The following is a 14,842-nucleotide window of genomic DNA, read 5'->3' as shown; positions in this document are numbered from 1 at the left end:
CATCCTTGTCTATGATTTCGTGCGGTCTTTCTGCTTTTACGCATCTGCTCGCCGTTCGCGCCTACAAGCGGGCACATGTGCCATCTTGTTCTTATGGCGTTTCCTTTGCAAGCACTTACGCAATTTTCACGGTGCAGTGTTTGACTGGGGCATTGCCCGGCAGGGTGGTATACACACCGGCGCTCTCGCCCGCTGTGCCGATCGCCCAAACGCGGAAGTAGAAGTCGTTCCCAATGCGGGTGACATACTGCGTCTTGAGCACATCGCCGTTGCCCACCGTAAAGCTCGGGACAAGCGTGTTGCTGTTCATCACCGTCATCTTGAAGCAATAAGCGGTTCCTCTGCGGACCGTAAAGTCCACGGTCGTGTCGGAGACCACATACGGCGCGAGGGCATTGCCATTCGCCGCAACGATGCCGGCCGGCCCATAGAGGTTCCAGTTGTAGGAGGAAGAGCTGCCGGAGGTCTTCTGGGTCTCCGTCTTCTTCTCCAGCGTGTCCAGCGCATTGGAAAGCGCGGTGTACGCCTCGTTGACCTGCTCCTGCGTTGCATCCTCTGCGTTCAGGACCTGCTTCGCTTTACCGACGGCTCTATCCAGCTTGGAGAGGCTTCCGCTCGTGAACTGGCTGCGGTTGATCGCTTCCGCCTCGCCCACGAGGTTTGCCAGTTCCTCCTTGTCCGGGATCAGGCGCATGGCGCTCATGGCGTTGGAGAGGGCGATCGCCGCCTCGTCGATGACCGCCTGTTCCGGCGTGGTCATAGCCAGCACTTCTTCTGCACGGGCCAACGCATCGCGGAAGGTCTTAAAGTCGTCGTTGTCGAGGTCGAGGTACTTATCGAGGTTGGCCTCAATTTCGTGCGCCTCATCGACCAGCATCTGCAAGCCGCTGAGGTCGCCCGCAAAGGCAAGGCCATCGATCGCGTCGATCAGGGCGTCGTAAGCATCCTGAACATCCTGTTCCAGTGCGTCCGGGTCGTCATAGACTTCCTGTGCCTGCTCGCGCGCCTCTGTGAAGGCATCCCAGGAGCTCTCCGTATAACCGCCCTCCTGGATCAGGTTCGCCTGATCGAGCAGCTCGCCCAGGAGCGTTTTGTCGCCCGCTTCAAAGGACAGCAGCTGCAGGGCATCGAGCAACTCGCTCCAAGCGCCGTTGATTTCGGCCTGGACGGCGGTCTTATCCGCTTCTACAGCGACAGCCGCGTCGTACGCCTTCTGGATCGCCTTCTGGACGCTCGGGACAGCTGCCTCGAACTCTTCGCCCGCCATCAATTCTTCTGCAATCGTGATGGACTGGCGCAGGACCTGCTTATCGACCACGACAAAGGAAATGGTGACGGTCTTGCCGGTATAACCCATGGTCCCTTCGCAGACATACGCCGCGGTATCGGTCGTATCGTCAAACAGGACCTCTTCCCCGTCCACGGTGATGGCTGCAAATTCGCGGCCGTCCACACGCGGTACGAACCGGAATGCGTACGCATCGCCCGGGAACAGTTCTTCCGTATAGGTGCCCGTCAGGTTTGCCAGGATCGCGTCGCTGTCATCCAGCTGCGCGTTGGTGGTGAACTTCACGGTAAGGGTGTGCGCGGTGGGCTCGATTTCTCCCATGGCCACTTTCAGAGCGGTGTCCGCTGCATCGACGGCTTCCTGCGTGCTTTCGCCGTTCAGCTCCGCCTTTGCCGCTGTGAGCGCTTCCTGAATGGCTGCCCACTCGTCCTCGGTGAAGTCGTCCTGCGAGAGGCCTTCCGCTGTCGCGACCGCCTCATACAGGGATACGCGGTTCGGCTCTGCATACGCATCGCCCTTTTCCATGATCTCCATGATGGTCGGGATGTTCTCCGCATTCCAAGAGACCTTGACGGCCGTTACGTTTGTATAGGCCGAGACATCGAATTTCGCCGGATTTTCATTGAGTTCACCGACCTTGACCCATTCGCCGTCGGTCTGAATCTCAACAGCCGGTTTCTCCGCTTCGGATTCCGTCCCCTGGAACAGGACGGTGATCTCATCGACCTTCTGCCCATGGATCAGCTGATACTCCACATAACCCGCATCGGTAGCGGTAAAGGTGGTGGAAACCGTGCGGTCGCATACAACGCCTGCATCCTGGCCGTCGTTGGTGACAGCGACCGGGATCGCGCCGCCGAGTTCTTCGCCCTTATTGACTTCGAACTCAAAGAGCTGCAGCCACTGGGAGCTGTCCTGGGTCAGGCGCATACGCACATACTTGGCCGGCTGTCCGTTGCCGTTGCAGGTGTACGTATAGGAGCTGCCTTCCGCCACCAGGTCGGCCGCTGTGAAGGAACCGATCTCGGTCCATTCGAGGTTGTCCGCGGAAATCTCAACAACGGCTCCCGCCGCGCGGTCCCCGCTTCCAAAGACCAGCTTCACTTCGTTGGTATTGATGATGTCGGTGTATTCCATCGTGACCGTCTGGCCCACGCCCTGTGCGCCGTTGGTCCACATCTTGGTGTCATAGTTGCCGTCGGTCAAGTTGCTCAGCGGGTAGTTTGCCGGCTGATACAGCTCTACGCTGCAGGAGGCGCCCACAAACTCTGCGATGGGCCGCAGGCTCCAGGCCAGCGTATCTGCGCCGAGGGCGATTGCTTCGCTGGTGTTGTTCTTGACGCGGACAAACGCCGCTTCCGGCACCTCTTCGCCGGCATAGGCGGTCCAGGTCTTTCCATCCATGGAGGATTCGAGCGTCAAGCCCTCGGCCGCCGGATCGGCAAACCCGGTCAGGGTGCGGATCTTGTTGAAGATCACGCCGACGTATTCATTGCTCTGGAGGACAACACCTTCCAGGCCGGAAACCGTAACAGAGCTGCCTGCATCCGCGACGGCGAAGTCCGCCTCCGGAATGTTGGTGAATAGCTGCGGCACGGTCGCCACCGGCTCTACGTCGGAGATCTTATTCGTCGCCAGTTCAAAGACCGTGTTGACAAACGGTTTCATATAGGTCTTCGAAGGATCCGCCTGGTAATCCGCATAGCTATAGTCGGTGCCGGCGCCTTCCATTGCATGGACCACATAGCGCGGGTTTCTGCTGTTGGAAAGCTCGTTGTTCTTGATCTCGCTGGCGGCATTGTAAGCTGCCCAAGCGGCGTCTTCGTCGTCCGTCAAAAGGATGGTCAGGCTGTTTTCAATCACGGTCGCCATATCGGAGAGCTTGTTGAGGTTGCCCTCAAGGTCCGTATACAGGCGCTCATATTCCGCATTGCCGCAGTCCTGCATGAGGCGGATGGTGGCAATCGCTTCGTTGAGCTCGTGGAAGACGTCTTTCATCTTTGTCGCCGTGGTCATATCGCCCAGCGGATATTCTGCCTGGAACTTCGTGTAGAGCTCCTGCATATCCTTGGACTCCGGCGTGGTGACGATGTTCTTTGCAACGATCTTGTATGCCGCCGCGAGCTCCTCGCGGGAAACATCGCCGATTCCCTCTTCGATCAGATACGGGAAGGAATCCTCCCAGCTCTGCTGGGAATCAAAGTTCGCGGTGTTCCAAGCAAAGTCCGCCACGCCGAAGAAGGCGATGCGGGAGGCTTCCGCCTGGTTCATCGGGTTGGACAGGACGCCCACGCACTCCGTGGTGTCGGTGCCGACGGTGAAGTTGGCGTCGATGCGGTCGGTAAAGAGCTGTGCGTCCGCATAGTCGTTTACCGGGTAGTTCCACCAGATGCACGGCTTGCGGCCGGTGCGGGTGGCAAAGTTTTCGCAGGAGCTGTTGTTGATCGGGCCGCACACGGCGTCGCCGGTGAAGCAGATCACAACGTCCTCATGCACGTTGGACTGTTTGAACGCCTCCATGCACTGGTTCTGCATATCTGCATAGCCCAGGCCGTAGGTGTACCACGTCGGCGTGTAGAACAGCGGCTTGACCTTATCCTCTTCCGCCGCGTCCGGGGTGTTGTAGGTTTCATACAGACGCCGCTGGACCTGGTCGATCAGGTACGGCTGCGTGTATCTCTGCTGCAAGCCCTCGCCGATGGTGATGTCGTCCATGAAGATACCGAACTCGCGCACGCCGAGCTCATACAGGCTGTTGAACTTCGGCATCAGGCGGTTGGTGATCTCCTGGTCAACCGTGGCGTTGCTGCTCATGTCGAGCCTTCTCTGCATGGCGGGATGCGCCACCCAGACAAAGTCGATGTTGCACTTCTTGGACTCCTCCGCCAGGGCGCGGATGTCGTCCTGCGTCAAAACGCCGCGCTTGCGCTCGTCCTCGGTGACGGACGTGGGATATTCCTCGTCCCACAGGCCCAGATGGTACGGGTCGCCCTTCGGTCCATAGACGAAGATGTTCATCTTGTACTTCTTGGCGAATTCAAACCAGTCGAGGCGGGCCTCCACGGTCCACGGATAGCCGTAGAACCCTTCGACCATGCCGCGGTACTGCTTATTCGCATAGTCCTCAAACAGGACGGTGGTATATTTGCCGTTCATGGACTGGGGAAGCACCTGCTCCAAGGTAGCGATGGAGTAGAATGCCGCGTCGTCGTCCTTGCCCAACAGCAGGATGTTGTTCGCAGCGTCCAACTGGACAATTTCCATGTCGAACTTGTCCTCGCCCTCGGTGAACACGTCGCGCGGGACATTGTTGGCGGTCGCGTAGTTGTCCGCCGCTTCCCCGGAGCCGTTGATGCCGATGTACAGGTTGGTTGCGCCCTCGACAGCCGCATCGCTGTAGCTGTAGGTCAGGCCAGCCTCGGAGAGGACCTCTTCCAAGCGCGCCTTCGTAACCTCGCTGATGCCGGACTCCATGATGACGTTGACCGCTTCGGAGATGGTCATGTTCTCTTCGCCCAGCGTCATCTTCTGCGGGAGCGGATACACCTGGTATTCCACCTGGCGCTCCGCTTCGCTGCGCACATTGGCCGTGTAGGGGACCTCTTTGGAGCACGTGCCAAAGGCGACGGTCGCCGTCAGGGTGACGTCGGTGCTCTCTTCCGGCGCGGTCACGGTGACTGCCCCGGTCTCGGCGTCGATGGCAAGCAGGTCGCTGTCACAGGTCCAGGAAATCTTCACGCCTTCGTCGGTTCCAACCGGAAGGGTGAAGTCGTGGTTTACGATCGCCGGTACAGAAATCCCTGCAATGGCGTCGTCCACCATTTCCTCATCGGTAAAGTTGTAGATTTCAAACTCATAGATCGAAACGCCGTCCCAAGTATCGGCCGGCGCCTGGGTGCAATACAGCCGGACATAGCGGCCCGTCACGGGGGTGTCCAGGGTGATGACTTCATTCCTGCCCTGGCCGGTCGTCGTGGAATAGACGTCCGTGTAGGCGCTATCGTCGTCCGAAACCTGGATCTGATAGCCGGAAGCATACGCTGCTTCCCAGAAAATCTTGAACTGGCGGAAGGTCATGGTCTCGCCCAGATCGACCTTCAGCCATCTCGGCGGGTTGGCGCGGATTCCGTCATGGGACCAGCGGGTTCCCATATCGCCGTCCGTGGCGTTTTGGGGATAAAAACTTGTGCTGGCTTCTGTGCCGCTGGCGGTTGTCGTCTTGTTCAACGCCAAGTTCGCGCCGTTGGCCGGTTGCTCCTCGGTTGCTGCAAACGCGAGGGAGCTCAGGCTGCTCAAAATCAAGGCAAACGCCAGAAGCATCGATAACAGCCTGCTGCCGCTCTTTTTCATTCGTACATCTCCTTCTTTCCAAACTGTTTTCATGGATTTTTCCTATAGGACTGTTTCTGCACCCCTCCTTTTTTGCAAAAAATTTTGTTCACAGAATATAATGCATTTATATTATATTTTTATTTCGTTTTAAAGTCAATTTTTTTATGAATGTTGCATGAAGCTCTATCATGTCAAAACTTTTGGAATTATCTCCACTGCGCTTTTTATGAGGAATTCAAAAATTGGGTTTAAATTTCTTAGGTTCTTATTCAAAAGTAACTGATTTTACCTTTGAATGATGATTCTTCAGAAAACATTTGCATCTTAAAAAGAGCATAAATATGCAATATATTCTCAAAAAAAAGTATATTTATACTAACCATAAAACGCTAAATCTGTAATTGTGCAAAAAAAATCCATTATTTGTCTATTATAACCGGACGTAACATCTCCTTCGCGGACGCACGGCGTCTTTCGCGCCTACGGCGGACGCACGGCGTCTTTTCGCGCCTACGGCGGACGCACGGCGTCTTTCGCGCCTACGGCGGACGCACGGCGTCTTTCGCACCTACGGCGGACGCACGGCGTCTTTTCGCGCCTACGGCGGACGCACGGCGTCTTTTCGCGCCTACGGCGGACGCACGGCGTCTTTCGCACCTACGGCGGACGCACGGCGTCTTTTCGCGCCCACGGCGGACGCACGGCGTCTTTCGCACCTACGGCGGACGCACGGCGTCTTTTCGCGCCTACGGCGGACGCACGGCGTCTTTTCGCGCCTACGGCGGACGCACGGCGTCTTTTCGCACCTACGGCGGACGCACGGCGTCTTTCGCACCTACGGCGGACGCACGGCGTCTTTCGCACCTACGGCGGACGCACGGCGTCTTTCGCACCTACGGCGGACGCACGGCGTCTTTCGCGCCTACGGCGTTCCCTAAGAAAGCAAACCGCAAAGAGTTTACTTTCTGCTCCGCAGGGAAAGCCCTACAGAAGCAGGTGAGTCGCTTTATAAAAAGCAAGAAGGGGAGAAAATCCACGGTCCCTGCACAGCCGGTTGAAAATAGCGGTGGAAAACACAAAAGGGCCCAGCCTCGGGAAAACTCCCGGGCTGGGCCCTCGTTGGTTATGGGGAAGATGCCTTCCTTTTCCTTTTAAATTAGCCGATTGTCACTGCACAGTGCTTGACAGGACGTGCAACGTCTTACGCGCCTACGGCGTCCGTCTACGAAAGCACTTAGCCAATCGTCACCGCACAGTGTTTAACTGGGGCATTGCCCGGCAGGGTCGTATAAACGCCCGTGCTCTGGCCCGGCGTGCCGATGGCATAGACTCTGTAATAGTAGTCGTTGCCGACCTTCGCCACGAACTGGGTCTTCAGCACATCGCCGTTGCCGACTGTGAAGCTCGGCGTCAGGTTGTTGCCGTTGACCACCGTCATCTTGAAGCAGTATGCGCTGCCTCTCTTCAACGTGAAGTCCACGGTCGTGTCGCTGCGCACGCTGGCGTTCACAACGTTCTGGCCTGCGGCCACAACGCCTGCTGCGCCGTATGCGTTGCCGATGTTGGCGGACGTGCTGCCGGAACCCTTATTATTGCTGGTGTTCCGGTCTGCCAGCACGAGGTTTTCCTTCGCTTCCTTGGCGCTGTAGTAGACCGCTGCATACTCCTCACCGGTTGCATTGGCGTCTTCCACCGTTGCACGGAGCAGGTTGATCTGCGCCTGCATCACCGCCGCACTGGACGCGGTGTACTTGGTGAGATCGAGCTGTTCCAGCTCGGAAAGCAGTTCGAGAAGCTCTTCCTTGCTTGGGATCTTACGCAGGTCCGCGAGCACCTTCGCAAGCGCTTCTGCCGCTGCGTCGACCTCTGCCTGGGCGGCGGATGCGTCGTCCATCACAGCCTGGGCCGCGTCAATAGCATTGCGCAGGGTTTCTCCGCTGCCCTCGACATATTTGTCGATCTCTTCCATCACCAGGTTTGCCTGTGTCAAAACGGCGTTCAAGCTGCTCTTATCCGCTGTGCGGCTCAAAGCGAGCATAGCGTCATAGAGATCCTGCCATGCCTTTTCCACATCGACCGCCAGGGCGTCGTTGCCGTCGTCATAGACGTCCTTCGCCGCATCCAGGGCCGCCTGGAAGGCTTCCACCGTCTCGCTGGTGAATTCATCGGTGTCGATGCTCTCCGCCAGATCGATCAAGTAGCCCAGCTCGGTCAAATCGCCCTTTTCGAACGACAGATAGTGCAGGGCGTCGAGCAGATCCGACCAGGCCTCGTTGACCTCTGCCTGGGTAGCGGATGTATCGTCATAGACCTCTTTCGCGTTCTCCAGGGCCCGATCGACCGCCTTCTGAACGCTCTCGACTGCATTTGCATATTCGTCGCCGCCGACCAGCTCTTCTGCAATGGAGATGGTCTGCGCCAATACGGACTTGTTTACAATGTCAAAGGTAAAGGACAGGTTGGAATTTTCATCCGGCACCGTGTACGTATAGGTCACGCTGTCCGAAGTGAAGTCCACCGGCTCCCCGTTCACATACGCGCCCACAAAGGTGCTTCCCTCGCGGGACGGCGTAAAGGTAAAGGTGACCGGCGTACCCGCCTCAATCTTGGCCGCATAGATGCCGGCAGCATCCACAATGGGTTCTACGTCGCTGGTAACCGCAAGGTCCACACCGGCGCTGTAGCCCACCGTCAGCATACGGGACTGGCGGGCAAATTCCGCGACAACGGTGACGTCCTCATTCGGCATCACAAAGCGGTTGTTCTCAATCGGGACAAGTTCGCCGTCCGCTGTGCGGTATGCCAGCGAAACCAGATGGTAATTCGGGTCCGGCTCGACAAACACGTCCACCGTCTCCCCTGCGTTTGCACTGCTGCGGGTGAGCTTGACCGAACCGCCTTCCGCTTCTTCCGCTGCAATGCTGTAAACCTCGTTCAGCATGATCGCTGTAATGCTGAAGTTGCCATACCGTTCTCTGGTTACAGACCGGTTGTAAATGCGCACATTTACATCCTCTGCGGAGCGATACGTGAGCGTAAACATTCCGTACTCCGTCGGCTCGAGGACTTCATACGCATAGGAAGCCGTCTTATCGCCGGAGGTCATTTCCACGACCATATCGGAATGCCAGTTGCCGATGGTGATCTTCGCCTCGTGGCGGTTTTCGCCGCCCGGCAGCGTAAAGCTGACGCCGTTGTCCACGTCTTCCACAACCAGGTAAGGCTTCTGGTTCTCCATGCTCGCGGTCGGCGTGCCGTCCGTGAAGGAATACACGGTGTCGTATTCGCTGTTGTTCACGCGGTGCGGGGCCTTTTCGGTATCAAAGATGGTGAAATCCTTGATGGAAGGCTCCACATCCTTGCGCTCATAGGCCGCTTCGCCGTCCACGCTGTTGAACAGCATCCAATCCTTGCCGCCCTCTTCCGTCAGGTTGATGGAATCCGGGAGCGTATTGGTAAAGCGGATGTTGAAATCATTGTCAATGACCTCGGGCTCGTCCACCTCCGGCGGCTGCTCGCCCGTGTCGGCCAAGGTGACGGCGCCCAGCGCAATGCTGCCGCCGACATCGATGGAAGCGAGGGACTCGTTCATGACCATCCGGACTTCCACGGTGCTCTCCGGATCTTCCGCCCAGTAGTCGATCCCGATCTTCTGGACATCCCATCCGCTCGAATTGCCGTACGTTGTAGCGTAGCGCACCTGCCCGTCGATGAGCAGCTGCACTTCGCAGATGGCGCTCCAGGAGCCTGCATAGATGTTCACATGCTGCACGGTGCCGGCCGTCGGCAGGTTAAAGGCAAAGCCAGCCTGTCTTTCCGGGCCGCGGCAGGTGATCGCCCACTGATTCTTCGGCTGGGTGCCTTCGGCCGCATCGCTGGCGGTAAAGCTCAGCTGCATATCCTTGGCGACGTCCACCGCGTAAGGCGTGTCGTCGGACACCAGGCGGTGGAAATTCGTGATAACCGTTTCGGTATTCTTCTTGGCGTAGTCATCGGCATACTTTGTCGGGAACTGCGCCCAATCGGTTGTGCCCTCTGCGGTGAGGTCAACGGTCGTGCCGGAGGCATTTTCCGTTGTCCCAACTGCGTAATCGTTGGACGGTTCCGGGATCTCCCCGTCGGTCTCCGCCAGCGTTACAGCCGGGAGGCCGACGCTGCCGCCAGGGCCGCCCGTGTTGGACGTGACAAGGATCTGGCGGACGAGGAGCTCGTCGCTCGGGTCCATCAGCTTATAATCAAGGCTGATCTTGCGCACATCCCAACCGTCGCTTCCACCATAGGTGGCCGTGTACATCACGCTGCCGTTCACCAGGACTTCCACGCGCGTGGTGGCGTTCCAGGAGGAAACATACAGGTTCGCGTGCTGCATCTTATCGCTGTAAGGGAGGTTAAACTCAAAGCCCGCTTTGCCCTCTTCACCGCGGGAGGTGATGCAGGTCTGGCTGGTCGGCTGCGTATCCTTTGCGTCGGTAGCCGTGTAGTACAAAGGCATATCGACGGCGTGGTCAACCCCGCCTTCCACCAGACGGCGCAGGCCGGAGATGGTGTTTTCGGTATCCTTTCTTGCGTAGACATCCACATCGTCTGCGTTGAACTGCGCCCAGTCCTTGGTGCCCTCTGCGGTAAGGTCGATGGTGGTGCCCATCGCGGAGGTCATCATGCCGGATACATACGGCTTTTCGTCGTATGCCAGGGACAGGACGGTCACATTCTCAACGATCTTTACAGTCTCGCCCTCATACGTGGCCAGAATCGTCAGCTCGCCGCTCTGATCCGGCTGCGGCTGGGTGGGGCACACCACAGAACCGTTGTCCATCAGGCCGGTGTCCTGGCCGTTCATGGTGCTGGTAAAGGTAAATGTGGTGCCGTAGATGGGGCCGGTGACGTCGAAGTTCAGGGATCTGTACAAAGCATCAAATCCGGTGTTCCCATTCAAAATGGTGTCACGGGCGGCCTCGTAGTCGGCATAGGCGCGCTCACGCGCGGAGCGCGGCGACTCTTCGGGGACTTCGCTGACGACCTCGCTCAGGGCGCCTTCCACGCCATTCTTCACGCCGGAAACCGCCACATAGTAGCGCTTATAGTTGTCCAATCCCTCGATCACATAGGGGAGGGTATCGGCCGTACGCACGTCGGACAGGTTTGCACGGTCTTCGCCGACATAGATCTTGTAGCTGTCGAACGCATCCGTGTTATCCGCCGAAACGGTGATGGTCTGGTTGCCAGCCGCGAGGGAAACATTCTCCACATCTGCCGGCAGCGGCTCGCCGCCGTCTTCGAGGATGATTCCCTTGATGGAGACGGAACCCGATCCCTTGGAGGCGCGCTCCGCCTCATACTGCACCAGCAGATGGCGGTCTTCGTCGCCGCCCGCGCGGTACGGGATCTCCACCACATAGGTGCTCTCTTCTTCACCGCCATACAGCGTGCGGCTTACACGCGGAGAGCTGGCGTCGGACAAAGCGGCCGTCAAGGTGGCGGTCGTATTCTGCACGCCTACGATCAGCTTCACGGTCTTGCTCTCATTGGTCGCCGGGACCGTAAACATAAAGCCTTCCTCGCCGAGCGAATAGGCGCCCTTGGTCAGGCTCTGCGCGCCGGAGAAGCCGAGGGCTTCCATCTCTGCGCTGGCGGAGAGTTCCACCGGGCTTTGGCTGCTGTCCGCACGGAAGCCAACCGTGTTGACATTTGTAATCAGCCCAGCCTTCTTGCCGGCCTGATACTGGAGGCCGTCATCGATGGATTCGTCGGTCTCGGTGCTGAAAACGACATAATCCGCTGCGTTGGCGTCGAGCGCTTCTTTCGTCAAGGAAGCGTCGTCCGCCTGGAACGGATGCGCGGCCGCGCTCAAATACGGCTCTGCCTCATCCTCCACGCCGTCGATGTGGTAGTTGGTGGTGCCCGCCGGGACATCCAACGTGACCTCTACGTCGCCGTTGAGCACGTGCAGGGTGACCGGTTCAGTCGCTGTAACGGTGATATCCGCCGGGGATTCCGACCCGGTGCGCTCCTCCATGGAGAGGGAAACGCGGACGGGCTGCCCGTCGTGGCACATATACAGATTGCTGATACCATTTTCCTCGGTCAAACGGAGATCCCAATTCACCGTGTTTTCCGGGGCGTTCAGGTCGATGCCCAGGATGTCCTCGATGATGACGCCGATGGCCAGCGCGCCCGTCCAACCGACAAAGTTGCTGCGGGCGGGGTCGCCCTGGCGGGTATATTCGCTGGAATAGTTCTCCCAGAACGTAGCGCTGCCGATCACGGAATCGGTCTTGCCCGCCTGGTAGACGTCCGAGAGGGCCTCCAGATGGCGGAGCGCCTCCCCAAAGGCCAGCTCACGGTAGCCGTAATACTCCAGGCCCTTGATGTACTGGAACGAAGACGGCGCCCAAACCGCACCGTTCCAATATTTGCCGGTGGGATAGAAGGACGGCCAGTCATAGGTAACTGTGGACAGGCCCTGCGGACGGAACATTTTTTCGGAGTTCAACGCATAGTTCCTGACCATCGCGTCGGCGCGTTCCGGCGTCGCCACGTGTGCGGACAGCGCCCACAGGCCGGTCGGGGTGGGAACGTTCGTGAACTGCTGGTCTTTATCCAGGTTGAAATAGAACTGCCCTTCTTCGGACCAGAGCTTTTCGTTGATCAGGGCCGTGAGGTCCTCATACTCCTTCTGGAAGCGCTCCTCCGTCTCTGTATCGCCGATCTCATGGGCGATCTTGGCGATGTAGTAGGCGGACTGCGCCTGCTGGATGCTCAGGTCGTTGTACGTCTGTTCCTTTGAACCATAGTCTTGGTTCGGCGTGTTGTCAAAGCCGTTGGCCAGGCCGGTGGTCTTGCCATACAGCCCGTTGTCCATCAAGCGCGTGCGCTTGATAAAATCGAAGTGGGAGACAATGCGCTCCAAGACGGTCTTCCCATCGATCACCTTGGTAAAGCGCGATTTATCCCCATGCACCTGATACTGCTGCCATTCGGCCCAGGCAAACAGGGGCGGGTTGACGGAAAGCGGATCGTCGTATCCGCCATTGTAGCTGGCATTCTCGCCCGTGATCTCGCTGATCTCACGCGCGATGAAGCCGTCGTCCGGCTGGCCGGGATTATCGACCTGCCAATAGTAGAAATTGTCCATTGCTTGCAGAGTGGGGAACTGATGGATGCCGTACTTGTCGAACATCATCATCAGCAGCGTATCCCACACAAAGATCATATCGCTGAACGCTTCGTCCACATAGTAGGGCTCCTCCGGGTTGAGGACTGCTCTTGCTTTGCGGATGTTGCTCTTGTGGGATTCCCAGGCTGCATCGTAAAGCTCTTCCCATTCCGGGTGCTCGGCAAAATGCACCTTCGGGAGATCGGCCATATCGATCTCATACCCGCCGGCTACAATTTCCGGTTCCCGGGCCGCGCCCATAGCTGTCCCAAACGGGATCGACGTCAGCAGGATCGCTGCGGACAGGCAAAGTGCGAGTACCTTTTTTAGTTTTTTCATCTTCTCCTCCTTGATTATTAGGATGGTTTTCCCCATCCCAACCTTTCCTTCTGTGTTGCCTCTGATACCGCCCCTCCTTTCTCCACGGGCAACTACCGTCCCAAAAAGTTTACCTTTTTGAGTGAATCATTAAAGCGTACTTTTAATTATTCGCAATAATACATTACAATGATAGCGAATCACAAAAAGAGGGTCAACAGAAAAACTGGACAAAATTTTAAGGTTATTTTGTACACACCATCCTATAATTCGTTTGAAATCATTATAATTTATAACAAAATACTGAAATAAACTCTATTGAATAAATGATTCCAAATTCCAAAGAAAAGCAGTCATTTTTACAGACCTCCGGTCAGGACGCAGGCACGCAGTGCCTCTCGCGGACGCGCAGCGTCTTTCGCGGGCACACTGTGCCTCTCGCGCCTACGGCGGACGCACGGCGTCTTTTCGCGCCTACGGCGGGCACGCAGTGCCTTCCGCGCCTACGGCGGACGCGCAGCGTCTTTTCGCGCCTACGGCGTCCCCTAAGAAAGCAAATTGCGAAGAGTTTGCTTTCCGCTCCATATGGGAAGGCCCTACAGAAGCAAGAAAAACCACCTAAAGACCGGAAGCCATCCTTCCGCATCAGCTTTGAAAAAGAAAAGCATTGAATGATAAAAAAGGCCCCAACCCTGGGAACTCTCCCGGGGTTGAGGCCTCGTTGCTTAGAGGGAAGCTGCCTTCCCTTTTTGTTTTTTATTTCCGATTAGCCGACGCACAGCGTCTTTCACGCCTACGGCGGGCACGCAGTGCCTTTTCGCGCCTACGGCGTTCCCTAAGGAAGCAAACTGCGAAGAGTTTGCTTTCCGCTCCATATTGGAAGCCCTAAAGAAACACTTAGCCAATCGTTACGGTGCAATGTTTTACGGCTGCATTGCCCGGCAGGGTCGTGTAAACGCCCGTGCTCTGGCCCGGCGTGCCGATCGCATACACTCTGTAATAGTAGTCATTGCCGATCTTTGCAACATACTGGGTCTTCAGCACATCGCCATTGCCGACGGTAAAGCTCGGCGTCATGGCGTTGCCGTTCACGACCGTCATCTTGAAGCAGTATGCGCTGCCTCTCTTCAAGGTGAAGTTGACCGTCGTATCGGAAACCACATACGCATTCGCTGCCACGCTCTGGCTTGCAGATACAACGCCCGCTGCGCCGTATGCGTTGCCGACGTTGGCAGACGTGCTGCCCTTCGAACTCGTGGAGGTGCTCTTCTCGACCAGACCGTCGATGCTGTTCTCCAACGCCTCGACTGCGTCCGCAACCTCTTCCTCGGTCGCTTCTGCGTCGTTCAGGACTGCCTTCGCGGTGCTCAATGCGGCCTTCATCGTTGCTACGCTCTTTGCCGTGTACTTATTGGTATTGATTGCCTCGGCTTCCCCGATCAATGCTTCCAGAGCATCCTTATCCGGGATCAGGCGCAGGGCGGAGATCGCCGCTGCCAAATCTTCTGCTGCGGTATCCACCGCATCCTGCGTTGCGTTTTCATTTGCCAGGACAGTTTTTGCCTCTTCCAGAGAGGTCTCGAATGCGGTCCATGCCTCGTTCTGGATGTACTGATCCGCATTTGCAACAATGCTGTCGCCCTTGGTGACCAGCGCTTCCAGCTCGGTGACGTCTGCGCGGTAGACCAAGCCATAGATGGCGTCATACAGCGCATCCACCGCTGCGGTGATGTCCGCTTCCAGGACTT

General features: G+C 57.5%; 3 protein-coding genes. All 3 read right to left on the bottom strand.

Annotated elements, in window-relative coordinates; all coding sequences use genetic code 11:
• Positions 1-115: 115 nt before the first annotated feature.
• Complete coding sequence (locus B5F54_RS16020) at positions 116-5,638, bottom strand: beta-N-acetylglucosaminidase domain-containing protein (protein ID WP_172749772.1); 5,523 nt, start codon at positions 5,636-5,638, stop codon at positions 116-118.
• A 1,216-nt stretch (positions 5,639-6,854) separates the two neighbouring features.
• Positions 6,855-13,115, bottom strand: coding sequence for an MGH1-like glycoside hydrolase domain-containing protein (locus B5F54_RS16015; RefSeq protein WP_172749771.1), 6,261 nt, complete (start codon positions 13,113-13,115; stop codon positions 6,855-6,857).
• An 876-nt stretch (positions 13,116-13,991) separates the two neighbouring features.
• On the bottom strand, positions 13,992-14,842 hold an 851-nt coding region (locus tag B5F54_RS16010; RefSeq protein ID WP_207651978.1), incomplete at its 5' end, for an FIVAR domain-containing protein.

It is taken from the genome of Anaeromassilibacillus sp. An250 (assembly GCF_002159845.1).
GTDB lineage: Bacteria > Bacillota > Clostridia > Oscillospirales > Acutalibacteraceae > Anaeromassilibacillus > Anaeromassilibacillus stercoravium.
This window is presented reverse-complemented; position numbering and strand designations above follow the sequence as displayed.